Source organism: Acinetobacter sp. TR11 (assembly GCF_027105035.1).
Classification (GTDB): Bacteria; Pseudomonadota; Gammaproteobacteria; order Pseudomonadales; family Moraxellaceae; genus Acinetobacter.
In genome coordinates this window covers 306,754-331,588 of sequence record NZ_CP114256.1, presented here as the reverse complement: position 1 = coordinate 331,588, position 24,835 = coordinate 306,754, and the positions used below count along the sequence as shown (strand labels likewise).

The window sequence follows — 24,835 nt, the reverse complement described above, 5'->3', positions numbered from 1 at the left end:
TTGCGAAAGTTATTTTTTGATCATCCAATTGATAAGCCCAGAAATTAAATTTACTCTTAATCCGAATCTTTTTCGTCTATTTCTATATCGTTCACTCAGAATACGAAAGACTTTAAGTCTTGAATTGATATGTTCAATCGGAATTCGACGACGACTTATTTCCTTGTTGATTTGCTTAGCTTCTTTCGGTAAGCTCATTTTCCTTGGTTTTTTAATTGGAATTAATAACTTACTCTTTATTTCTTTGAACCCTTTATAGGCTAAATCCCCCAAAACACATGTAAAATTGGCAAATTCTTTAGCATATTTTCGAGCTATTTTAAGATCATGCATTGTCCCTATTTCAACTTGAATACTCACAATTTGATTTAATTTTGGACTAAAAATAACCTGTGTTTTTAATGTATGCTTCTTCTTTTTCCCACTATAGAATTTTCTTTGTTTTTTTGGGACGTTCAATTTGTGATTCTGTAACATCTATGATTACAAAATCATCATTTGCCACATGTTGATTTCGTTTAGGTAAAGCAAAATATCGAGATTGAATCAGGGCATTTTCAACTTTTTGAATCGTGCGATTAACATTACTTTCAGCTATACCATAATCAACTGATAATTCTAGCTGTGTTCTATATGATCGTAAGTAATTCAAAGATAATAATAATTGATCTTCTAAAGTTAAAGAATGCGGACGCCCAGATTTTTTCTTTGCGCGCTCAGAATTTTCTAAAATCGTCATCATTTTAGAAAATAAAGGACGAGGAACCCCAACTAAACGTTTAAATTCTTCATCATTAAATCGTGTTAAATTTTCATATCTCATAGAAAATAGTATAAACGATTTTATACTTTCGCAAGAGGTCTATTTAATACTTTGGTTTTTACTTGGTGTGCTTACAAATCTGGCTATCCTGTAAAAATCATTTTTGCAGGATTACTTTCCAGATAGTATTTAAATACATAGAATTAATTTAATAAAGCATAAATATATTTGGAACTAATTTTTATATTTGATAAAGATTACACGATTATGTTAGAAATAATGTATTGTATAATATATTTTACATTGTGTTGGCTGAAAAAATCATAAAGGCTTTCTGCTTTATTGTTTCGTTCGAACTTTATTTTTTCCATTGTTAGTAGAGTATTTTTTATCTCATCTTTATTATATGTGGAAACAAAACCAGCGTTGTACTTTAATATTAGTTTTGATGTAGCTGAATTTTCACCAGTTACAGCATATATAGGTATATTTTTTATAGCTGAGTAGTCTGCCAATTTACTTGGTAAAAATGGATATATTTCCATTTTTGCCTCAATTAACAATAAAGCATTGGATTGTTGCATATACCTTAAAGTTTCCTCTTTATTTAATTGACCTCTAATTATAAATCTATTTTCTATATTTAAATTTTTGATTAAATTGATTGCATTTTCGTGAATATAACCAATAAATTGAATTACAATATTACTACTTTTAGGTAAGTTAGCAATAGCAATGAAAAAATCAGAGAAAAACCTTTCCCTAGAAAGAGATCCAGCATAAGTTATCAAAAAAGAATCTTCTGATTTTCTCACTGAACATACTGGATTAGGAGCTATATGTGGGAGAATATATGATTTTTTAGCATCAAAACTGTAATGATTTAGAAATAAATCTCTGCTCTGTGTACAAGTAAATGTGATGATTTTGGCGCAGTTGAGAACTTTTTTTACCACATTTTTCTGTAATTTATTTATTATAGGTATACTATAGTCTGAATAGGGTTTTGGCATAATAGATTCTGGCCATGGGTCACTGAAATGAGCTATCCACTTAGATTTATTTTTTAGTTTCAATCCAACTATATGAGATTCGATAGGTAATCCTATACTAATAATTGCTGAATAATTGTATTCTAAATCAAGGTTATTTGCTAAAATTTGAGAGCTAATAACCCATTTACTTTCCATAATCGCTAATATATTTCTATGTATTTTTCTCTTTATTTTATCAAATAAACTATTTCCATTAGTAATCCACTCTGCATTATTGGTATAGATTGTAGTATTTTTTTGAGTAAGATAGCTTAACGAAGATAGTTCAGCAGGAATAGTTGTTGCGGTTATAATGTCAATTCGCTCACAAATTTCTTGCATAGCTTCAATAAAAGCAAGAGTTTGTTGTGACTGAGCGTCTGTTAAGTTTAGAAGGTGTTTACTAATTATAAGAACTTTCACTTTGGTTCCCTTTAATAGTTATGAATAAACTTATACCCACCATTCCCCATTCCGAAATAGCCAGTGCCCATACCATACCGACCACACCAAGCAAAGGATAAAGAATAACAGCCCCAACAACAAGTGCAAGCATACCAAAAATTTCGACACCTGCTCTAGCCCAAGGTCTGTCTACTGCCATTAACATACTCGCAAGACTAAGCCTAAGCGCAAGAGCAGGTACAACCCAGCAGAGCCATTGTAGGATTTGAGTAATACCTTGGTATTGTTGCCCAAATAGCCACTCTACCCACGGTGCAAACAACCATAACAGCCCAGCCAAAATAACACCATATACCAGCACCGAGACCAATATCCAACGATTCAACCGTTCTGACTGTGCTTTTGTCTCAAGCTGCCCTCGGAATAATCGAGGTAATGCCGCCAGTAATAAGGCGGTGACAGGCAAAGTGGCAGCACCCACTACCCTTGAGGCTGCAATATAGAGCCCGCCTACCCCTAGAGGCAGTAGCTTTACAGCCAGCATCTTATCCAGCTCGCTAGGTCCTGCAGCGGTAAGTGCCAATGTGGCATAGCCTGCACTATGTCTAAGCTGTGGTGGGGTTGCCAGTTGCCACTGGTGAGGATTAAGCCAAGCGTTTTGTTTGTACCATTTCATACAGAATAATGCCACTACCGCACTAATCAAGTATAGCCAAGCAAAGACAACCAAAGGATGAGATACCGCGAGCAGCATGATCACGAATGCTGCTAAAGTTCGTAAAGCTAAAGGAAAAATCATCAATAGTTGCGAACGGGCGGTTTTTTCAAGCGCCAGCTCTTCGGTGGCAGGAATCAAGAGCAAGGGAAGCAGTATGGTTTCCGTTAGCCCAATACAAAATATAATCGACCCAGATAATCCAATATTTTGAAAAAATAACAGATAGCTGGTAATATAAACAAAAAATAGCATACTGCCCGTGATCAACGTCGTCGGTACAGCATAGCTGAGTACATGTGACCGTCGCTCTGGATCTTTGGCAACCTCAGCAAACAAAACAAGATGCGTCCCAAAAGTTGAAAACGTACCCAGTAATACGGCTAAAGCTGCTATGCCAGCGAAAGCAGCGTATTGGTCGGGTCCAAGCATGCGGGCGATGACAAGCAAAGTACCTGCTTGGATGAGTAAACGTAAACCCAGTACGACACTGGTGCGTAATGTAGAGCAAGCGATTGGGCCCATAAAAAATTATTGACTATCCTTATACATCAACGCCGTAATCTGCTCACTAATCAACCCCATCAAGAACACCATTACACTACCTGTATAAAGTAACGCACTCATATTAGTAAACCGCCCGAATTCATACAAGGTATAGCCATACCATCCTGTTGCCATCACAAATAAAATCATGGCAATTGGCAGAAACATTTTTAATGGCGAGAAAAGTGTTGCTATTTTAAAGATAATCAAGAAAAACCTTACACCATCTTTAATGGGCTTAATATGACTTTTTCCAATTCGTTTAGCCGCATGAATAGGGACATAACCAACAGAATATCCTGCACGAAAAAAAGCCATCGTACTGGTGGTGGGATAAGAAAAACCATTTGGTAATAAATATAAGAACTCTCTAAATTTATCTGCTCGCACAATTCTAAAACCAGAAGTAAGATCTTCTACTGGATGCTCTGTCATATAAGTTGCTAAATTATTATAGAGCTTATTTGCAATACCACGACCAATACTTGCTTGTGAACCTTTTTGTCTTGCCCCAACAACCAAATCATAACCTTGCCCAATTTTCTCTATCAAACGCGGGATATCTTGTGGATCATGTTGCCCATCGGCATCCATAAATATAATAATGTCCCCAATAGCCTCCCTAGCTCCTGTCTTAATTGCGGCACCATTTCCTTTAGAGTATGGATGCGATACAACTCTTGCTCCAGCCTGCTCAGCAACAACTTTGGTTGAATCAGTCGAACCATCATTTACTACAATAATTTCAATTTCATCAATAGCCTGCAGCTGCTTAATCTTCTCAATTGTTTGTCCAATTGCAGCTGCTTCATTTTTAGCAGGCAGCACCACACTAATTGCCATCAATTACTATCCTCAGAATTTTTTAAGTCTATTTGTATTGCTTGCCTTAACTGCACAATTTGTTCGTTAGAATATGCTCTTGGTTTTGCTAGCATTAGATCTGGCTGTTTAACATACTCAGCCTCTGCAACACCTAACAACTGCAAAGCCTGCTGACGATATCCATGGTTACCTAGATCTGACACCATAGCAAGAGCTTTATCAATATCTGGATTTAGTAAAATAGCTTTATGGTAAGAATCATAACCATTTGAAACATCTCCCATATCAACAAATAACAAACCTTTTAACACAAGAATCATAGCATCTAAGTTCGGTATATCTCGATATGCTGAATTTGGTAACATGAAAGCATCTAACACTTTCATCATCACTCTAGCATCAACCACTTTCTGTTGATCACTAACAATACTCACAACAATATCTCGTACACGTATCATCACTTGAGGATCAGAACGCTGTTGAGGTATTTTTTTCTGTAAACTAACAAAGTCCTGTTCTGTTACGGTTTTATCATTCACCTGTTGTAATAATAGTTGAAATGCGATTAAGCCACTTTCAGGATGTTTTTGCGATGCTTCAACTAATAGCTGATTTGCTCTTTCATTTTCTCCATGGCTAGCCCAATAATTTGCCATAAAGACCAATCCACGTTCTGAATTAGGATTATTCTGTGCCCAGTACATTTGTAATTTATCAGTATCTGCCCACAACATAGTACGCTGCCATGTCATAAATGACAAAACACTTAGTATCAAGACACTAATCAGAATAACAATACTCGGTTTTACTTTCTCAGATAAACTACTCAAACCAGCAGCTAGGGGTAAAAACATAAATATAGCAGCTACATAATTTCTATGCTCAAAATATAGCTCTAAACCTATTACCGTAGATTCTATTAAATGAGCTGCAAAAAAGAACAAAATTGCCAGTGCAATTAGAGGATATCTATTACGAACAGCAAAACCAACAATCAATAAACATAATAAGAAAAAAGCGGAATATAATGTAGAAGCAGGACTTAACCAACCTTTAGAAACAAGAAAACCATCTTGCAACAGTCCCGTACCCTCAATACGAGGAATCCACAACCACCTTAAATAATCGGTTAAAATTCGCCCCTCACTCCACAAACGTTCAATCTGATTAAATGTACGATTTGACCAAGGGTTTCCTGAAAAATCAATATAATGAATAAGTAAGGCAGCAATTAGTAAAGATGGCAGCCAAAGGCAAATAACCCTCCATAGCAAAATTGGTTTTCCATCTCGCTTGGGGTTACAAAATTCAATAACCAAAATTAATAAAGGTAATAATGCACCATTTTCTTTACTGAAGGTTGCCAATATTGTACCTAAACCAATCGATATGGTCATAATGAAATAAGCTTTCAAAGGTTTATGCACAATTAGTGCACGACCTTTTAAATAGCCAATCATTGCAATCAAACTAAATAATAGTGGTAATTGTGCCATTCGTTGAATGACATAAAGAGTAGTTGAAACAAATAGGGGATGTAATAGCCAAAAACTTGTTGCTAATAAAGCAATCCATGTGATTTTTTGTTCTGCATAACCATAACTACGTAACAACAAGCGTGTTACAAAAAACAATAGTAGACCACAGAGTAAATGAATAAATAAATTGACTTGCTTAAAGGGTTGAGCATTTCCCAACCACCCCATTTCTTCTGTCCAACTGTTTATATGTAATAAGAAACTAGCTAAAGCAATAGGTCGACCCGTCGGTCCAGAACCACCTTCTGTAACAAATTTTTCAGCTGCACTCCAATCATGAGGATCGCCATAGCGGCTTATTTCAGCTAAATTATAATAATCATCAAAAAGAAAACCGCCTTTTAAGCCTGGATAATATATAAGAAAAGTAAATAACAAACTAAATATTAAAGCCCCTATTGGTAATATTTTTTTTGATTCAAACATCTTAACCATACATCCAATATATTTAAATTTTTTGTTAAATTATAATAAAAATAGCCCTTTGTAGGGCTATTTTTATATTTGATACAAATAAATATTAAGGTAAGTTTGCTTTAGGTACATATTTATTGTTAATAGTACCACCTGACTTAACTAAAGAACCATTATTACCCATACTTAATACTAAAGTCTGGGTTCTAATTAACTCTGAAGTCCCAGTAGTTCTATAAGTAATCGTAAACGTACATGGCGCATTACCATTACTAATTACCATAGACTGTACATACTTACCACTAAATGTACCACCACCACAACTACCATTCTGCAAGTTGTCTGTTACATCAGTTTTCTTACCACTCGCCATAGCAACACCTTCAGTTGCTTGTGAACGTGCGATGTAATCTTGATATGCAGGGATTGCGAATGCAGCCAAAATACCAATGATCGCTACAACGATCATTAATTCGATAAGAGTAAAACCTTTTTGCATTGATTTCATAACATTTCTCCAATGATATAAATTTTTATGAGCCTTTATTCAGCTACTTTGTATTTAGCATGTTCTATGCCAATCCTTAGCTTAGCCAATTTTAACTCAAAAAAACAGAGACTTAAAAGAATATTATTATTGGTGATAAACAACCCAGTTATTCCAATATATGACAATATGTGACAATATTCGTCACCTTTCACAACTTATTTTCAAACTACGTACCAATTAAGCATGATTTTTATCGAAGAGGCGTAAAATTGAGCGAAACAAATCACATAAAAATTATGAATATTTACATAACCGTTTATCGGAAGATAAAAAGATTTATTTTCAGAAATGATTCTTTACAGAGCTATTTACTACATAGGCCTACTATCAATGTGTCAAAAAGATCATAAAACTATTAAATCGTTCAATTTAGAATGATAGGCTCATTTGGCAATTCATTTTTGTTATCTATCTTAGAATTAACATAATAATGATCCAATACTTGACCAATCTCAGCAATTCCATTTTTTATAGCTTCTAGATGTTGTTTTTGAGCAAGTTGAAAGACAATATTTTGACAAATCTGATTCCAAATCTCAGTTTGAGTCGCATTTTTAAGACCACGATCAATCACAATCTCAACTTTGCGCTCACAAAGGTTCAAATAAAGCAAAACCCCACTATTCAATTCAGTATCCCATACACCTAATTCAGCAAATAGCTGCTGAGCACGTAGCCGTGTGTTTTGATGATAAGCCTGTGAACATGGTATATGCCCTTCTATTACCACTTGAATTTCCCCAACATGCCCTTTTTCGGCTTGCTGCACAGCTTGTGCAATATCTAAGCGATCTTTTTTATTGAAAAAACGATGTGCCGAAGAAATATAGAAAAAATGTTTGAACCAGCGTTTTAGACTAGGTTGTGCATATTCTTCCAGTTTCGATTGCGTAATGATTTCTGTTGTATCCGTCTTTGTCACCATGAACCTGATGCTCCTCCTCCACCAAAACTACCACCACCGCCACTATATCCGCCACCGCTTCCTCCACCAAAACCACCGCCACCTCGTCCCCCTCCAGATAGAAAAGCTTGAAAAATAAGCTGAGCTAGTGAGGTAATCAGTAAAAAGAAAATACCAAAACCAAGCAATAAGCTCATCAAAATACCTGCACCATTTAAAAGTCCAGCAGCAGCAGCGGTAACGCCAGCCGTCGCAGCGCTTAAACGATTGCCAACAATGAATGAACCCACAACACCGGCTATAAGGATAAATAGCGCCATAGTTAGCGTATTATCTTTCGCTTGTTGCTCACGTAAAGCTTGTTCATGACGGTCTTTTAATTCTTGGGCAGCCTGTTGTGCAATTTCTGGATCTTGATTTACAATCTGGCTTATCTCATCCAAACCTGATGAGATTCCTTGAGCATACTGACCTTGTTTAAAATAAGGTGTAATTTGATTACGAATAATACGGCTCAGTACCACATCAGGTAAAACACCTTCGAGACCATAGCCTGTTAGAATCTGAATTTTGCGATCATTGACTGCAATTGCCATCAACAAACCATTATCACGTTTAGCAGAACCTAATTGCCATTTTTCACCTGTACGTAAAGCAAAATCAAAAATAGCCTCCTGTCCAGTAGTTGGTACAATAATCACCCCAATCTGGGCTTTACCCTGCTGATACAACGTCAGTATTTTTTGATTGAGTTGGTGTATTTCCGCCTCACTTAATATTTTGGCTTGATCTATGATGGGCTGATTTAAAGTTGGTAAACCACGTATGGATTCACCCTCAGCCATATCATTCGCAACTTGTGGTAAAATAGGTGCTTGTTGTGCTGTAGTGCTTGGTTGTAATTGATTTTGTTGTGGCTGCTGAATCATTTTACCTGCAACAACTAAATCAGTTTCATCTGTTGCAGTCGCAACCTCAGCCCAAACTGTATGTTGAAAAAATAGTGTTACAAAAACAATCATGAGAACAGCCGAAAGCTGCTTAAGTTTTTGTCTAATTTCTTCCAACATATGGCAACTCCAAACCCATCAAGAACAATTTCAAATCTTAATTAAATGAAACTGTTGGCGCTTGTTGCGCAGATTGCTCTGCTTTAAAATTCTCTTTGGTTTTCATACCAATCACTTTTGCCGTCATTGCTTGTGGGAACTGACGCACATATGAGTTGTAATCTTGCACTGTCGTAATATAACGATTACGAGCAACCGCAATTCGATTTTCTGTACCTTCCAATTGTGCTTGTAAATCACGGAATTGTTCATTGGCTTTTAAGTCAGGATAACTTTCTGAAACTGCAATCAAACGAGATAATGCACCTGTCAACTGGCTTTGCGCTTGTTGATATTTTGCAAAAAGTGCTGGGTCTTCCAAAACCTCTTTATCCACTTTTAAACCCGCAACATTGGAACGTGCTTGTGTCACCTCTACCAGTACTTGTTCTTCATGTTTAGCGTAACCTTTCACGACATTGACAAGATTTGGAACAAGGTCAGCACGTCGTTGATATTGGTTTTGCACCTCAGACCATGAAGCACTTACGGCTTCATCTTTCACTTGTAAAGTATTATATCCACAACCTGTGAACAACAAGGTGCTTGTTAATACTGTTGCTAATGCGGTTTTCTTAATAACTTTCATAAAAATTTATCCTCAGGTTTTTCTTTATATTTTTTGCAATAATTCATTGTAATGTGATTTTTTGTTCGCTGTGTAACATTTATTAAAGTTACTTTATACGTATTTAAATAAAAAAGACATTACTCAATGGCCTCGAGTAATGCCTTTTTAAGCACAACATTTATGTTTATAAAAATAGATTAACTGTATAATTTTGAAACTTTTTCTTCTTGAAAACTGACCATACCATACTCATCTGCCATACGTGCTTTCCAATAATTCACTAATTTTGTATAGTCGTGCTTTGCAGGATGAAAATCCGCTTGATAATAAGACAAGTATTCTGGAATCAGTTGAATAAACATTTTCCCAAGCAAATACATCCCAAATACATTGCCACCAACTTTTGGCAAACTTTTCCACTTATCTTGCCAAATTAAACGTGATGTTGCATAAAAAGTGAGACTTGCAAATCCAGTGGTCACGCTACGCATCAACAGGCGACGAATTCGGTCATCACCATAGACCTCTTGATAGACATCAAAAGCAACCGAGCGATGCTCGATTTCTTCAATCGCGTGCCACACCCAAAGTTTCATCGCATCATCATCTAAAGTACTTAGAATCTCTGGATGCTTCAGAATATAACCACCTAACATCGCTGTAAAATGTTCAAATGCACAGGTCAACGCAAGCTGTAATTTAGGGTGAATATTTCTCAGTGTGTCATCACGTTTTGCAAGCCACGCTTGAAAACGGTCTAGATTGTAATCATCTCTTCGCCATGCATCATTAAATTCAGTATGTGCTTTAGAATGCATCGCTTCTTGCCCGATAAATGCTGCAATTTGTGCTTGTAACTGTGGCTCTTGGACTTTATCCCTAACATTCCTCACGCTATTTACAAAATATTGTTCACCGATTGGAAATGTTGAAGACAAAGCGGTTAAGAGATGTGACATTAGTGGAGAATTAGCGAAATAATGTCGTTTAATTTTTTTTGGATTAAACTGCAAACGACGTACCGTAATACCCAAAGCTTTTGGTCTATTTAAATAGGTTTTTTCAGCATTCACATTTGCAAGAGCCATCTTTATTGCCTGCACAATTTCCTGATTGGTCTTCGAGTATCATGCTGAAAAATGATCAGCGACAGGGCAAAAAAGCTTACAAGATTTGCTAAAACTACCAAAAAGATAAGATGAAAAAAATAAAGCCTGCTTGAGCAGGCTTTATCGCAATCAAACCATAAAGATTAGTTAGACACCTAAGTAATCTAAAATACCTTCTGCTGCTTGGCGACCTTCCCAAATTGCAGTAACAACAAGGTCAGAACCACGCACCATATCTCCGCCAGCGAAGATTTTTGGATTAGACGTTTGGAATTTAAATTCTTGTTGTTCAGCCGCAACGACACGACCTGAACCATCTAAACTTACATTTGCAGAGCCAAACCAATCAGCAGGACTTGGACGGAAACCAAATGCAAGTAATACTGCATCTGCCGGCAAAATTTCTTCAGAACCCGGAACAGGTTCAGGGCTACGACGACCACGGCTGTCAGGCTCACCCATTTGTGTAGTGACAACCTTAACGCCAGTTACCTTACCATTTTCACCAACAACCTCAATTGGCTGACGGTTGAACAGGAATTTCACACCCTCTTCATAGGCATTCTTCACTTCACGAGCAGAACCTGGCATGTTGCTTTCATCACGACGGTAAGCACATGTGACATCATGCGCACCTTGGCGTAATGAAGTACGGTTACAGTCCATTGCAGTGTCACCACCACCAAGAACAATCACTTTCTTACCATCAACACTGATGTATTCGCTTGGATCTTTTTCCCAACCTTGGCAACGATTGACATTAGCAATTAAGAAATCTAAGGCATCGTAAACACCATCAAGATCTTCACCAGGGAAACCACCTTTCATGTAGGTATAAGTTCCCATCCCCATAAATACGGCATCGTATTCAGCAAGGAGTTGTTCAATCGTTACATCGACACCGATTTCAGTATTTAAGCGGAATTCGATACCCATCCCCGTGAAGATTTCACGACGACGTTTCATTACATCTTTTTCCATTTTAAATTCTGGAATACCAAATGTAAGTAAACCACCAATTTCAGGGCGTTTATCAAATACAACTGGTTTCACACCGCCACGAGCAAGAATATCAGCACAGCCTAAACCTGCTGGACCCGCACCAATAATGGCAACTTTTTTATTGGTCCATTTCACGCCAGACATATCTGGACGCCAGCCCAAAGCGAAGGCTGTATCATTGATATATTTTTCTGCATTACCAATCGTGACAGCACCAAAACCATCATTTAAGGTACATGCACCTTCACACAAACGGTCTTGCGGACAAACACGACCACATACTTCTGGCAAGGTATTGGTTTGATGGCAAAGCTCGGCCGCTTGGAAAATTTGACCTTCTGCAATCAACTTTAACCAGTTTGGAATGTAGTTATGTACTGGACATTTCCATTCACAATACGGGTTACCACACCCTAAACAGCGGTGCGTTTGATTCGCAGCAACTTCCGCAGTAAAGGGTTTATAAATTTCCACAAACTCTGCTTTGCGGACAGTAATATCTTTTTTCTCTGGATCTTGGCGTGCTACATCCAGAAATTGAAAGTCATTATTGAGGCGTTCTGCCATGTCTCTCTCCGTGGGTAGGCGCAGCGATGTCCTTCACCTCTGCACCTGCCTATGTCTTTGCAGTCGTGGAATTATTGTGGGTCAGCTTGGGTTGTTTTCAAAAGCGATTGCAAATTAGCAGCTTTTGGTTTTACAAGCCAGAACTTACGACTATAGAAGTCGAACTCATTACGGATTTTATATGCCCAAGCACTTCCTGTCTCTTGAATATGTTCATCAAGAATACGAAGGAGGTTTTCTTTATGATCTTCCATCGCCTCTGTAGAGATACGATTTAGGTCAATCAGCTCGTGGTTATAGTAATCGACAAAGTCGTTATCAAGGTCAAGGACATAAGCAAAACCACCCGTCATACCTGCACCGAAGTTATGACCGACTTTACCCAGTACTGTCACGACACCACCTGTCATATATTCACAACAGTGGTCGCCTGCACCTTCAATCACAGCAAATGCGCCAGAGTTACGAACCGCAAAACGCTCGCCCGCAGTTCCCGCAGCAAAGACCTTACCGCCAGTCGCACCATATAAACAGGTGTTACCAATAATTGCAGTATTTTGCGTTTGGAATGGTGAACCTTTTGGTGGGAAGATCGACACACGACCACCCGCCATACCTTTACCCACGTAGTCGTTGGCATCACCTTCCAGTTTGATATGCAAACCACCCGCATTCCAAACACCTAGTGACTGACCAGCAGTACCGACAAGGTTCATCACCACTGGGCTATTTTCCATACCCAAGTTGCCATAACGACGTGCGATTTCACCTGAAATACGCGCACCAATCGAACGGTCACAGTTACCTACAGTGAAGTTAAACGAACCACCTGTACCTGCTTCAATTGCTGGTAACATCTCAGCAACCATTTTCTCAGCCAATACACCTTTATCAAATGGTGCATTACCTTGAACTTGGCAATACTGTGCTTTACCTTCAGCAGATGGATGTGAAGTTAATAGAGCATTGAGATCAAGGTGAGCGTGTTTCTCTGTTTCACCTGGTAATACTTCAAGTAAGTCAGTACGCCCAATCAAATCTTTAAGACTTACAACACCTAGAGCAGCCAACCATTCACGCGTTTCTTCAGCAATAAATTTGAAGAAGTTGATGAGCATTTCTGGCTCGCCAATATAGTGCTCTTGACGTAAATGATCTTGCTGTGTTGCAACACCAGTTGCACAGTTGTTTAAGTGACAGATACGAAGATATTTACAACCTAATGCGATCATTGGTGTAGAACCAAAACCAAAGCTTTCCGCACCTAAAATTGCAGCTTTAATGACATCTAGACCTGTTTTTAAGCCACCGTCGGTTTGAACACGAACTTTACCACGTAAATCATTTACACGAAGGGCTTGATGCGCTTCACTCAAACCTAATTCCCATGGTGAACCCGCATGGTGAATTGATGAAAGTGGAGATGCCGCTGTACCACCGTCATAACCTGAAATGGTAATGAAATCTGCATACGCTTTTGCCACACCAGCAGCAATTGTTCCTACACCTGGTTCAGATACTAATTTTACTGAAACCATTGCTTGAGGATTGACTTGCTTCAAGTCAAAAATCAATTGTGACAAATCTTCAATTGAGTAAATGTCATGATGTGGAGGCGGAGAAATCAAAGTCACACCTGGTACTGAGTAACGTAAACGTGCAATTAAGCCATTCACTTTACCACCTGGTAACTGACCACCTTCACCTGGTTTTGCACCCTGCGCTACTTTAATCTGCAACACTTCAGCAGACGTTAAATATGCTGGCGTTACACCAAAGCGACCTGATGCAATTTGTTTGATTTTCGAGTTACGAATCGTACCGTAACGTGAAGGATCTTCACCACCCTCACCAGAGTTTGAACGACCACCAATGGTATTCATTGCAATTGCAATTGCTTCATGTGCTTCTGGAGACAACGCACCTAAAGACATTCCCGCAGAGTCAAAACGCGGTAGAATTTCTTCAATCGTTTCAACTTGATCCAATGCAATTGAATCAGTTGTTTTTAACTTGAATAAGTCACGAATTGTAGCAACAGGACGGTTGTTCACCAGCTCAGCATATTCTTTAAAGTCTTGGTATTGACCTGAACGTACCGCCTTATGTAATGAGTTAATTACGTCAGGGTTGAACGCATGATACTCTTTACCAAATACGAATTTCAGTAAACCACCCTGATCAATTGGTTTACGATTTGACCAAGCTGTGCTTGCCAATTTTTTCTGGTCATTTTCTAAATCAGCAAAAGTCGCGCCTTGGATACGGCTTGGTACGCCAAGGAAACATTTATCCACGACTTCAGATGACAAACCTACCGCTTCAAACAATTGACCGCCACGATAAGAAGCAACTGTCGAGATCCCCATTTTAGAAAGAACTTTTAATAGGCCTTTCTCAATCCCTTTACGGAAGTTTGCTTGCGCATAAATTGGGTCACCCAATAATTCGCCTTTCGCAACCAAATCATTGATCACGTCATAAGCCAAATACGGGTAAATTGCTGTCGCACCAAAACCTAGTAGTACTGCAAATTGATGTGGGTCACGTGCGAAACCAGTCTCAACCAAAATATTTGCATCAGTACGTAAACCAACTTGAATCAAGTAGTGATGTACTGCACCTGTTACCAATGCCGAGTTTGCTGGCAAGAAACCTTCACGAATATTTTTATCGGTCAAAACGATTAAAGTTTTGCCATCACGAACAGCTTGCGCAGCTTCTTCACAAATACGAGCAACTGCGGCTTGTAAACCTTCGGTTTCTGCATAATTCAGATTGATATCAGCAACAGCATAACCCGCACGTTCTTTTTCAACATCACGAAGCTGCTGCATTTTTGAATGTGACAATACAGGGCTTGAAATAATAATGCGGTCAGCGTGTTCAGGGCCCTGCTCAAATACGTTTTGCTCACGACCCAAACATGTTTCTAATGACATTACGATCGATTCACGTAATGGATCGATTGGTGGGTTCGTTACTTGCGCAAACTGTTGACGGAAATAGTCTGATACATGGCGAACTTGACGAGACAAGACTGCCATTGGCGTATCATCCCCCATTGAACCAACAGCTTCCTGACCACTTTCTGCGATTGGACGCAAAATTTGATCACGCTCTTCAAATGTCACCATAAACATTTTTTGAGCCGCTTTTAATGCATCACCAGTTAAACCCTGATCACTCAATTTTTCTTCAAGCTGAGGATCTGCTTTCAAACGAATCGCATGGTCACGCAACCATTCACGATACGGACGCATGTTTTTAAGGTGATTGCTGACGTCTTTTGTATCAAGCACTTTACCAGTCAAAGTATCAACAACTAAGATCTGACCTGGACCAACACGACCTTTAGACACAACATCTTCTGGTTCATAACCCCATACACCAATCTCTGATGCAAGCGTGATGTAATCATTTTTGGTGATCACCCAACGTGCAGGGCGTAAACCATTACGATCCAACATACAAATCGCGTGACGACCATCTTGAATCACAAGACCTGCTGGACCATCCCAAGCTTCCATATGCTTAGAGTTGAATTCATAGAATGCACGCAAATCAGCATCTAAAGTTTCAACATTTTGCCATGCTGGTGGAACTAACATACGCAGTGCACGGAATAAGTCCATTCCGCCACCAACAAGAATTTCAAGCATATTGTCTAGGCTTGATGAATCCGAACCAGTACGGTTTACAATCGGATTTAACTCAGTTAAACCCGGCAGTAATGGATTTTCAAACTTTGGCGTACGAGCCAGTGCCCAGTTACGGTTTGCCGTAATAGTATTAATTTCACCATTATGTGCAAGATAACGGAATGGCTGAGCCAATGGCCAACGTGGCAAAGTATTGGTTGAGAAACGCTGATGGAATACCACAATGTGCGATTTTAGACGTTCATCAGCTAAGTCTGTATAGAAGTCAGCAATCGCTGCTGGCATCATTAAGCCTTTATATGTGATGACAGTTGTTGCAAGTGTTGTCACATAGAATAATGGGTCGTTTTGTAATTGTTGTTCTGCACGGCGACGAGCTAAAAATAACTTACGGTTAAATTCAACTTCAGTCAAACCCATTGGGCAGTTAACTAAAATTTGTTCAAATGCTGGGAGTGATTGTAATGCAATTTCACCTAAAGCATCATTATTTGTTGGTACAACACGCCATGCCGCAACCGTTAAACCTTCTGCTGCAATTTCTTTGTTTAAAATATTCTTTGCATTTTGAGCTAAAGCAGGGTCAATATTCAGAAATACTGTACCCGCAGCAAAAATCTCAGTTAGATTACTGCCTAGCTTCTGAGCTTCTTCACGGAAAAATTGTTTTGGCATTGCCAATAACAATCCGCAACCATCTCCTGTTTTACCATCCGCGGCAATACCACCACGGTGCGTCATGCAACTTAAACTGTGAATCGCAGTTTCGACCAGATGATGGCTTGATTCACCCTTCATATGGGCAATCAGACCAAAACCACAGTTATCCTTAAACTCATCAGGCTGATATAAGCCTTGAGCGGGAGCTACAGTATTAGGCGATGGCATGTGCATAGCGTACCCTTCTTTCAACATGGCTCTTTCGAGCAACAAACAATCAATTCATTTTCTGCGATATTGCCGATCAACTCATATAAAGTTCAATGCTTCGCAAAAACATTTTTCCTGGCGGATTTGCAATATACGCCTTTCTTTAACAAGAAACAGCGTACCCAAGCATATAAAGTGTTTTCAGTTATTACACCTTCACCAATATTTGTAAAGCACAAAAACTTTCCATTTCACTAAATTAATTGGGTATTTAGTGTGAAAAAGCGCAATGAGCAGATAAATTAGCACCACAAGGAAGCAAAAAACATACCAATTAACTATAAATTTACTAAATCATTAAAAAAATTAAAATAACCTTAATTTATAATAGACTAAAGCTATATCTTATGAAGTTTTATTGCACCAAAATAAATCATTTTGCCTTTAAAAGGCGCTAATAATGCTCAAAATTAGTGCAACACTAATTAAATGGATCTACCACATCTCGTTTAGAAGAATCTGAATTTTCTTTTAATTTTTCAGGGTTTTGTGTTGAAGATTGGCTTTGTTTGACGTTTACCACGTTACCTTGAGCATCACGCTGGGTGACTGTAGTCTGTGTTGCTATTGCAGGATCAACTGCTGGTTTTCTCGCACCAACACCCAAAGTGCCTTGTGAAGCCACAGCCCCTGCAGCCAACAAACTTTCGTCCACTTTAGGTAGCGCTGCTGGTTTTAACTGAATTTCATAAAGCTGATTTGTCGCTGTTTTTAATTCATCCGACCCTAAGTCATTCACAAAATCAGCATATTTTGATAATTGCTGCGCTTTAGGTTGCACGGATTGAGGAAGTACCAAATTTAGTTGAGCAAACTGACGATTTGCTTCCTCCATATTGGGTGACATACCATAAGCAAGAATATATTGTTCTGCGCGGTCCTCTCCAGTTAAGCGGAAATAAATAAACTTTTTCCGATCTGATCGACTTAATAAGAAATTTTTAACAATTGCTTCATCTGAACTACGAAAAATTTCCATCGTCCATTGTTGCTGATTTTCTTTAATAAATTTAGTGCCACGAAATTCTGGTGCATGCTCATTAGAAACAACAACTCTGGTTGTTAAATCTAGCGGTTTCACCTCATTAGAAAAGGCACCTAAATGAACAGTCGCAGTCACTTTTTCAGGTTGAATTTGAACTTCAGTTTTAGCTGGTTGATCTACTTCAACCAAAGCATCTCCATCAGTAACGCCCCAAAAGACCAATGCAGCAATCAAGCATACAATTGCAAGTGTGAGCCAGCTGTATTGTTGAATATTTTGCCAAATTGATCTAGAAATAAGCATATTTTTCTCAATATATTGATTATGAAGATTGGTTCACAAGAATCGTTTGCTTCATTAAATCTACATCAAAATCTTTGGTAATGATGGCTTGACCTAACTTTTTAAGTAAAACCAAGCGCAATTTGCCATTGAGCACTTTTTTATCATGTGACATATAAGCCAAAAATTCGTCGAGTGGAATTTGTGGACATGATATCGGTAAATGGGCACGTAGAATAATTCTTTTTGTACGCTCAACATCTTCAGCAGATATCCAACCTAGACGATGTGACAAATCTGCCGCCATGACCATACCTGTTGCAACCGCTTCACCATGTAACCATACCCCATAACCTAGATAGGATTCGATTGCATGCCCAAAAGTATGCCCTAAATTTAGAAGTGCACGCTCGCCCTGCTCTTTTTCATCATTAGCCACAATTCTAGCTTTATGTGCGCATGAGCGATAAACTGCTTCTGCGAGTAAATTCGCATCACGTGCAACAAGCGCATCCATGTTCTGCTCTAACCATACTAGAAAATCCACATCGCCTAGTAATGCATATTTAATCACTTCAGCCAAACCAGCAGAAAGTTCACGATCTGGTAAAGTATCAAGCTGCGCCATATCCGCTAATACAACTTGAGGTTGCTGAAACGCACCCAACATATTTTTACCTAGCGGATGATTGATTCCTGTCTTCCCACCCACACTTGAATCAACTTGAGATAATAATGTAGTTGGTACTTGAATAAAATTCACTCCTCGCTGGAAACAAGCTGATGCAAAACCAGCCATATCACCAATGACACCACCACCTAATGCAAGCACTGTGCAATCACGATTAAAACCTGATTCCAAAAGCGCATCAAAAATTAAATTCAAATGCTGAATGTCTTTAAATTGCTCCCCGTCGGGTAAAATACATTGTGCAATCTGTTTATCTAACTGGCGTAATCCTTCAATATAATGTTGCAAATATAATGGTGCGACTGTTGTATTGGAAACTAACATCACTTGTCGACCATGAATATATGGCGCTAGCAAATCTCTGGGATTTAAATTACTTCCAATAAAAATAGGATAGCGACGATCACCCAATTCAACATGTAGTGTTTGCATAAAATTAGACCAACAAGAAAATGACTAAATTTGTTTAGATAAAATAAGCTGTAGAATTTTTTGCGCTAAATCTCGCGCTGCACCCTGATTTGTTTCAACAATAAAATGTGCAACCTCACGATAAAGTGGATCTCGCACAGTTAACAAATCTCTTAATTTCTTTTCTGGGTTTTCTACTTGCAACAATGGACGATTCTTATCGCGATGAGTTCGCTGTAGCTGAAGCTCTACAGGAGTATATAGATAAACAACGATGCCTCGCTGTTTTAAAAATTTTCGATTTTCCGATTGTGTTACCGCACCACCACCAGTCGCCAAAACAAGAGCAGAACGTGCAGTTAGGTCATTTAACACATTAGTTTCACGTGCTCGAAAACCAGATTCACCCTCTTTTTCAAAAATCCAAGGGATTGTAGCACCTGTTTTACGCTCAATTTCATGATCACTATCAATGAATTCACGCCCCAACAACTCTGCTAAATGTCGACCAACTGTTGTTTTCCCTGCCCCCATTGGCCCTACCAAATAAATATTTGGTAGGGTTTCAAACGCTTTGCCTTGCAACGCGCCACCTATATTAATTGCAATTATTCAAAATATATTAATGATTTCTCGTCAAAGTGTCATTAACAATTCTTGGTGTCACAAAAATAAGTAATTCGCGTTTCGTATCAGTCTTTCTATCATTTCGGAAAAACTTACCCAAATAAGGTAAATCGCCTAAAAAAGGGACTTTAGTTTGCGAGTTAATATTTTCTTGTTCAAAAATACCACCTAACACAACCGTTTCACCATTATCGACCAATACATTAGTATTTATTTCATTTTTATTAATGGTCAATTGACCTGTTGGAGTAGGGTTACTCTGCGAGTCTTTAGTAATATTCAGCTTCAACATAACTTTACCTTCTGGGGTAATACTAGGTGTTACATCTAAACTCAATACCGCATCAACAAATTCAGTTTTTGGTCCATCATTCCCACTAGATGTTGCATAAGGGATACGTTTACCAGATGAAATTTTAGCTGACTGCTTATCAGCTGTCATAACTTTTGGCGTAGATATCACTTCACCATAGCCATCAGCTTGAACTGCTGACAACTCCAAATCCAACATAAAATCAGATAAACTAATCAAACCGAATGCAATCCGGCTTGCACCAGGTGTTACAGCCCCCAAATCTACATTCAAGTTATCCGGGCGTTCGATCTCATATTTCCAACCACCAGTGTCACTATCTTTAGTAGGCTTTCTTAAGTTCCATAAAGTAGTATCACTACCACCAACTAATAAATCGTTATTGCTAGTAATGCCCTGAGATAAAATACCCCACTTAACACCCATTTCTTTTGTAAAATCAGTACTCGCACTCACAATTCGTGCTTCAATCATAACCTGTTTTACTGAAACATCTAATAAATCAATTAATTTACGAATTTTATCTATATTTACGGCAGCATCATTAACAATTAAAGTATTTGTACGTGTATCTGCGACAGCACTCCCGCGTGAGCTCAATAAGCTTTCTAAAGCTAAAGAATCTGAATTAGTTGTTCGGTTTGAACTCGCCGCTTTATTATCGCGAGAGTCCTCTATAAGTTTTAAAATATCCGCAGCTTTTGCATAACTTAATTTAATATATTCTGTTTGAATTGGAGCCAGTTTAATGCTTTGTGCGATTGCTTTAGCTTCCTCTTCTTCTGACTTAATTAATTCAGAAACTGGTGCAATCCAGATTACGTTTCCATTTCGGCGTTTATCTAAATTCTTTGTTTTAAGCACAATATCTAAAGCTTGATCCCATGGTACATCCTTAAGGCGTAAAGTAATGTTCCCTTGTACAGTATCAGCTGCAACCATATTTATACTGGTAAAATCAGCCAACAGCTGCAGAACTCGACGCACCTCAATATCTTGAAAATCTAATGAAATTTTATTCCCAGTATAGACCTGGGCTTTAGCTTTCGGAGAAGACTTATCTTCTGGACGCTTCAGACTAATCGTTAATTTATTTTCCGCTTGGTAAGCCATATACTCATAACTACCAGCAGACTGAATGGTGATAACACCATTCCCTTTATCATTATAAGCATCTACACTTGCGACAGGTGTAGCAAAATCGTTGGTATTTAAACGACGAGCTAAATGCGTTGGAATTTTATTTCCCATCGTTCTAATAACAATTTTACTTCCCTGTTGCTGCACATCTACGGGAGTGTTACTACCCAATAGATCAACAACAACTAATCCTTCACCTTGAGCACCGCGCTGGAAACCAATATTTGATACACCTTGCTGTGGTTTTCTGACAACCGTAGCATTACGAGCAGCATTTACTGGTTGAACTGCATTTATTTTAAGAATAAACGTATTCCCTTCAACACGTGTCGTAAAAGCTCCTGCTTCCTTTAAATTAACAACCAGACGTGAACGCTGATCATCAGCTGCAACATCAATTGTTGATGCTTCATTAGTTGAAACTGGTATTGATGCCTGTTTCAAATTTTGTTGCGTTTTATCAAAATCTAAAATCAATCGAGAAGGTTGTTCTAGTTGATACGCTTGTGGCTGTGGAGGCAAACCGTTAAACATGATACGAATTTCTGTACCTTGATCAGCCAAACTCATTGGAACAATATTCGTCATACTCACTTGTGCAGATGCAGCTTGCATAATTGCAATAGCCACTACACCCATTGAAAATTGACGGAATGCATGATTCATGGTCTTGACTTCCCCAAATAAAGAACTTTTTAACTGCTTTTTCATTGTTATTCCCTTAATCTCACGATACCGGACCAATTAAAACGAGCGTACGCGGTCTCTCAACATAACCTTCTCGCCCATCTGGCACAATTTCAACTAAATCAATTTGTGTTGGGCTAATTTTTACAATACGCCCTTGGTTCATACCCAAATAACTACCAACCTGTACACGCTCAATCTGACCATCTGGTGTTTGAATCAAGGCGATCGTGTCATTTTGCTTACCACGCATACTACCTTTCATATTCAAGGCCTCAAGAGCATAACTCTCTAAAGGTTGTGACTGCCGGTTAAGGTTAGGATAAACACGCTTACCAGCCATAATTTTTAATTCAGCAGCTAATGAACTTGGCATAAACGGACTTTTCAACTGGTGCGATGCGTAATTAAATAATGGTACTGGAGCAAATACAGGAGCAGGTTCGATAGGTAACGGTTGTTGATTACGAATATCAGCCATCTGTTGATTTACAGCATCTATACGAGAATCACATCCAACTAAAACGAGACTAATCAATAGACCGCACAATAATTTATAACTAGTCATTAGTGCTGACCTCCTTGAACTGATGGAGCCTGATTCATAGCAGATGTATTATCCTGCTCACCACTAAACCCTGGTTGCTCGTCAGAACCAATGTATCGATAAGTTTTTGCCTTAATTGAGTAATTAATCACAGGGATATCTGATTTTTTCTGAGAATCTTGCTGCGCCTCAACGATAAAATCATGCAATGTCACAATCCTAGGTAACGCAGCAATCCCTGTTACAAAAGCACCAAACGCATGATAATCACCAGTTGCTTCAATACTAATTGGCTGTTCAATAAAAAACTCTTGCTTTACTTCATTTTCTAAGCGGATATTTTTAAACTTTAATCCAGAGTTCACACCAGTTAAATTAATATCTTCAACTAAACTTGGAATTTCAGTTTCTTTCGGCAATTGTTCAAGTTGCTGATTAAAATTCGCTTCCATTTCTTGTAATTGGGCTTGATATTGTTGCAAATTACGTAATTTAGAGTCTTTTTCCCTAAACTCATTTAACAAACTTTGCTCTTGTGCTTGAGCATTTGCAATACCATCAAGTTGACCTCTAATTACGACAAAATACCCTAGAGCGAGCACTGCCAAAAAAACAAAAATCCAACAGGTAATTTTTACAGAAAGTGGCCACCCTCCATAATTATTCATATCCAATGTATTGAATTGTTGAAAAAATTGCTCTAATGTCATTTTTTTCTTTTTCGAAGCAACAATCTCTTGATCAAATTCGTTTAAATCTTCTTGGCTCATTTCACTACCCCTGATCCTGATGCAACTGCTTCTAAAGTTGGGTCAGCCTCAGCTGTTGTGCCTATTTCTCCCAAATCAACAGTTACCACAAAACTTCCATAGTTTTCTTCAACTCGAGGAACTAAAGAGCTTGCTGTTTTATCTTTTTTATCATCTGCCGCTAAAAAAGAATTCATAAACGCGTTACGATACCAAGGTGAAGCTTCTAGATTTCTTAAAAGCTCAGCAACGGTATTTGGGCTTTCTGCCTTACCCTCAATGGTAAATTTATCACCTGTACGGGTAAATTTTGTCAAATACATTGTAGGTGGTGTTACTCGTACTAGCTCATCAACTAAACGTACTGTAATTGGACGCTGCCCCTGCAATCCTTGAATTAGTTTCATACGCTCAATGATTGCATTACGTCGTTCTTGCAAACCATCTAATGACTTAAGTTGAGTATCTAAATTCTGGTTAGTACTTACAATTAGCTGATTTGCCTGTTCTTGATCATTCAACTTATGATCAAAGTACATCCACCCAGAGAAAACTGATACTACGCCTAATGCTGCTACCCCAGCACAAAATGCAACGAACTGTTTCTTTTTTTGTTCTCTTAGCTCATCACGCCAAGGGAGTAAGTTAATCTTTGCCATTAATCAAAACTCCTCAATGCTAAACCACATGCAACCATCAATGAGGAAGCATCATTTTCAATTTTTTTAATATCAATCTGCGGAGAAAAGCCCATTTGTAAGAATGGATTGGCAATGGTGACGCGATAACCTAGTTTTTGTTGTAACAACTTGGCTAAACCAGGAATATTGGCATTACCACCTGCCAATAAAATATGATCAATCTCATTAAATTGTGATGATGAAAAGAAAAATTGAAGTGAACGAGCCGCTTGTTGAACTACAGCATCTAAAAAGGGTTCGAGAACTTCAGTATCATAATCATCAGGCAGCGTTCTTTCTTTTTTCGCGCGCCCAGCCTCTTCAAAAGACAAACCGTAACGACTCTGAACATCTTGGGTTAGCTGTCGACCACCAAATACCTGTTCACGTGTATAGATAATTTTACCTTTCTGCATAACAGATAAGGTTGTCATAGTATGACCAATATCTAAAATACCAACTGTGTTTGCACCCATTGGCAAAGTATCTGCGAATACACTGAAAGCACGTTCCATGGCATAACTTTCAACATCAGCAATTTTTGCAGATAAATTAGCCAGCTCAAGAACTTCTACACGTGTGTCAACATTTTCTGTACGCGTTGCCACTAACAATACATTTACACGATTTGGGTTTGCTAATTTGTCAGATAAGACTTCAAAATCTAGACTTACTTCATCTAATGGGAACGGAATATATTGCTCAGCATCCATACGAATTTGAACTTCTCGTTCATCGGCTGTCATATCTGCATCCATTTCAATGATTTTATTAATCACCATTGAAGTTGGTACAGCTATAGCCACATTCGTCGTACGCGGATTCGCAAGGTTAACGACTCTTTCAAGCGCGTCACCAACGGCTTCTGGATTGAGAATGCTTTTTTCTACGACACTGTTTTCAGGCAGTGGCATCACAGCATAGCTTTCAACCCAATATCTACCGTTCTTTACAGAGAGCTCCAATAACTTAACAGTTGTCGAACTAATATCGACCCCTACTAACCCCTTATTTGGTTTACGATATAACCTGAGCACAGTACATTCCTATTTATTTTTTTATCCCCAAAAATACAACTC

The 24,835-nt window shown here is 38.4% G+C and carries 20 protein-coding genes; all 20 read right to left on the bottom strand.

Annotated features, from left to right (window positions below; all coding sequences use genetic code 11):
- Nucleotides 1-9 precede the first annotated feature (9 nt).
- The 20 genes from O1450_RS01495 to O1450_RS01400 all read right to left on the bottom strand — a co-directional run bounded on the left by O1450_RS01495 (nucleotide 10) and on the right by O1450_RS01400 (nucleotide 24,793).
- Nucleotides 10-823, bottom strand: a protein-coding gene (locus O1450_RS01495; RefSeq protein WP_269229448.1) for an IS5 family transposase whose coding sequence is annotated in 2 segments (ribosomal slippage) — nucleotides 10-442 and nucleotides 441-823 — 816 coding nt in all. Because the reading frame shifts where the segments join, the coding sequence is not laid out codon by codon here.
- A gap of 197 nt (nucleotides 824-1,020) precedes the next feature.
- Nucleotides 1,021-2,220, bottom strand: coding sequence for a hypothetical protein (locus O1450_RS01490; protein WP_269229447.1), 1,200 nt, complete (start codon nucleotides 2,218-2,220; stop codon nucleotides 1,021-1,023).
- Entirely contained in the window at nucleotides 2,201-3,349 is a 1,149-nt protein-coding gene (locus tag O1450_RS01485) for a lipopolysaccharide biosynthesis protein (RefSeq protein WP_269230390.1), read from the bottom strand. The genes O1450_RS01490 and O1450_RS01485 overlap by 20 nt, the downstream gene beginning before the upstream one ends.
- Before the next feature lie 99 nt (nucleotides 3,350-3,448).
- Complete coding sequence (locus tag O1450_RS01480; RefSeq protein WP_269229446.1) at nucleotides 3,449-4,306, bottom strand: glycosyltransferase family 2 protein; 858 nt, start codon at nucleotides 4,304-4,306, stop codon at nucleotides 3,449-3,451.
- A complete protein-coding gene (locus tag O1450_RS01475; RefSeq protein ID WP_269229445.1) occupies nucleotides 4,306-6,252 on the bottom strand; it encodes a hypothetical protein in 1,947 nt (648 codons plus the stop codon). Before O1450_RS01475 ends, O1450_RS01480 begins: the two co-directional genes overlap by 1 nt.
- Before the next feature lie 94 nt (nucleotides 6,253-6,346).
- Nucleotides 6,347-6,739, bottom strand: coding sequence for a pilin (locus tag O1450_RS01470; protein WP_442865409.1), 393 nt, complete (start codon nucleotides 6,737-6,739; stop codon nucleotides 6,347-6,349).
- A gap of 415 nt (nucleotides 6,740-7,154) precedes the next feature.
- On the bottom strand, nucleotides 7,155-7,715 hold the full coding sequence (locus tag O1450_RS01465; protein WP_269229443.1) for a TPM domain-containing protein: 561 nt from the start codon (nucleotides 7,713-7,715) through the stop codon (nucleotides 7,155-7,157).
- The gene (locus O1450_RS01460; RefSeq protein ID WP_442865408.1) at nucleotides 7,709-8,716 is read right to left on the bottom strand and encodes a TPM domain-containing protein; all 1,008 of its coding nucleotides are present in this window, start codon (nucleotides 8,714-8,716) and stop codon (nucleotides 7,709-7,711) included. The genes O1450_RS01465 and O1450_RS01460 overlap by 7 nt, the downstream gene beginning before the upstream one ends.
- A gap of 85 nt (nucleotides 8,717-8,801) precedes the next feature.
- Nucleotides 8,802-9,392, bottom strand: a complete 591-nt coding sequence (locus O1450_RS01455; protein WP_269229441.1) for a LemA family protein — start codon at nucleotides 9,390-9,392, stop codon at nucleotides 8,802-8,804.
- 179 nt (nucleotides 9,393-9,571) lie between these two features.
- The gene (locus O1450_RS01450) at nucleotides 9,572-10,462 is read right to left on the bottom strand and encodes a metal-dependent hydrolase (protein ID WP_241306546.1); all 891 of its coding nucleotides are present in this window, start codon (nucleotides 10,460-10,462) and stop codon (nucleotides 9,572-9,574) included.
- A gap of 168 nt (nucleotides 10,463-10,630) precedes the next feature.
- Complete coding sequence (locus O1450_RS01445) at nucleotides 10,631-12,052, bottom strand: FAD-dependent oxidoreductase (protein ID WP_004660164.1); 1,422 nt, start codon at nucleotides 12,050-12,052, stop codon at nucleotides 10,631-10,633.
- Nucleotides 12,053-12,123: 71 nt separating this feature from the next.
- Nucleotides 12,124-16,602, bottom strand: a complete 4,479-nt coding sequence (gene gltB / locus O1450_RS01440; protein WP_269229440.1) for a glutamate synthase large subunit — start codon at nucleotides 16,600-16,602, stop codon at nucleotides 12,124-12,126.
- A gap of 463 nt (nucleotides 16,603-17,065) precedes the next feature.
- Nucleotides 17,066-17,932 carry a hypothetical protein gene (locus O1450_RS01435; RefSeq protein ID WP_269229439.1) on the bottom strand — a complete coding sequence of 289 codons (867 nt, stop codon included), beginning with the start codon at nucleotides 17,930-17,932 and terminating at the stop codon, nucleotides 17,066-17,068.
- A 19-nt stretch (nucleotides 17,933-17,951) separates the two neighbouring features.
- Nucleotides 17,952-19,034: a 3-dehydroquinate synthase gene (aroB, locus tag O1450_RS01430; protein WP_269229438.1), complete on the bottom strand. Its 1,083-nt coding sequence runs from the start codon at nucleotides 19,032-19,034 to the stop codon at nucleotides 17,952-17,954.
- Nucleotides 19,035-19,058: 24 nt separating this feature from the next.
- Nucleotides 19,059-19,625 (bottom strand): shikimate kinase AroK, encoded by a 567-nt coding sequence (gene aroK, locus O1450_RS01425; protein WP_087535970.1) that lies wholly within the window; start codon nucleotides 19,623-19,625, stop codon nucleotides 19,059-19,061.
- A gap of 10 nt (nucleotides 19,626-19,635) precedes the next feature.
- A complete protein-coding gene (pilQ, locus tag O1450_RS01420; RefSeq protein WP_420002342.1) occupies nucleotides 19,636-21,759 on the bottom strand; it encodes a type IV pilus secretin PilQ in 2,124 nt (707 codons plus the stop codon).
- 61 nt (nucleotides 21,760-21,820) lie between these two features.
- Complete coding sequence (locus O1450_RS01415) at nucleotides 21,821-22,348, bottom strand: pilus assembly protein PilP (protein WP_241306541.1); 528 nt, start codon at nucleotides 22,346-22,348, stop codon at nucleotides 21,821-21,823.
- On the bottom strand, nucleotides 22,348-23,097 hold the full coding sequence (locus O1450_RS01410) for a type 4a pilus biogenesis protein PilO (RefSeq protein WP_269229436.1): 750 nt from the start codon (nucleotides 23,095-23,097) through the stop codon (nucleotides 22,348-22,350). The genes O1450_RS01415 and O1450_RS01410 overlap by 1 nt, the downstream gene beginning before the upstream one ends.
- Nucleotides 23,094-23,735, bottom strand: coding sequence for a PilN domain-containing protein (locus tag O1450_RS01405; RefSeq protein WP_269229435.1), 642 nt, complete (start codon nucleotides 23,733-23,735; stop codon nucleotides 23,094-23,096). Before O1450_RS01405 ends, O1450_RS01410 begins: the two co-directional genes overlap by 4 nt.
- Nucleotides 23,735-24,793 carry a pilus assembly protein PilM gene (locus O1450_RS01400; protein ID WP_004660139.1) on the bottom strand — a complete coding sequence of 353 codons (1,059 nt, stop codon included), beginning with the start codon at nucleotides 24,791-24,793 and terminating at the stop codon, nucleotides 23,735-23,737. Before O1450_RS01400 ends, O1450_RS01405 begins: the two co-directional genes overlap by 1 nt.
- Nucleotides 24,794-24,835 lie beyond the last annotated feature (42 nt).

Coding starts and splice junctions, on each gene's coding strand:
- O1450_RS01445 (WP_004660164.1), bottom strand. CDS start 12,052: ATGGCAGAACGCCTCAATAATGACTTTCAATTTCTGGATGTAGCACGC.
- O1450_RS01460 (WP_442865408.1), bottom strand. CDS start 8,716: ATGATTGTTTTTGTAACACTATTTTTTCAACATACAGTTTGGGCTGAG.
- O1450_RS01475 (WP_269229445.1), bottom strand. CDS start 6,252: ATGTTTGAATCAAAAAAAATATTACCAATAGGGGCTTTAATATTTAGT.
- gltB (WP_269229440.1), bottom strand. CDS start 16,602: ATGCCATCGCCTAATACTGTAGCTCCCGCTCAAGGCTTATATCAGCCT.
- O1450_RS01480 (WP_269229446.1), bottom strand. CDS start 4,306: ATGGCAATTAGTGTGGTGCTGCCTGCTAAAAATGAAGCAGCTGCAATT.
- O1450_RS01450 (WP_241306546.1), bottom strand. CDS start 10,462: ATGGCTCTTGCAAATGTGAATGCTGAAAAAACCTATTTAAATAGACCA.
- aroB (WP_269229438.1), bottom strand. CDS start 19,034: ATGCAAACACTACATGTTGAATTGGGTGATCGTCGCTATCCTATTTTT.
- O1450_RS01455 (WP_269229441.1), bottom strand. CDS start 9,392: ATGAAAGTTATTAAGAAAACCGCATTAGCAACAGTATTAACAAGCACC.
- O1450_RS01435 (WP_269229439.1), bottom strand. CDS start 17,932: ATGCTTATTTCTAGATCAATTTGGCAAAATATTCAACAATACAGCTGG.
- pilQ (WP_420002342.1), bottom strand. CDS start 21,759: ATGAATCATGCATTCCGTCAATTTTCAATGGGTGTAGTGGCTATTGCA.
- O1450_RS01470 (WP_442865409.1), bottom strand. CDS start 6,739: ATGCAAAAAGGTTTTACTCTTATCGAATTAATGATCGTTGTAGCGATC.
- O1450_RS01485 (WP_269230390.1), bottom strand. CDS start 3,349: ATGCTTGGACCCGACCAATACGCTGCTTTCGCTGGCATAGCAGCTTTA.
- O1450_RS01405 (WP_269229435.1), bottom strand. CDS start 23,735: ATGGCAAAGATTAACTTACTCCCTTGGCGTGATGAGCTAAGAGAACAA.
- O1450_RS01465 (WP_269229443.1), bottom strand. CDS start 7,715: ATGGTGACAAAGACGGATACAACAGAAATCATTACGCAATCGAAACTG.
- O1450_RS01415 (WP_241306541.1), bottom strand. CDS start 22,348: ATGACTAGTTATAAATTATTGTGCGGTCTATTGATTAGTCTCGTTTTA.
- O1450_RS01410 (WP_269229436.1), bottom strand. CDS start 23,097: ATGAGCCAAGAAGATTTAAACGAATTTGATCAAGAGATTGTTGCTTCG.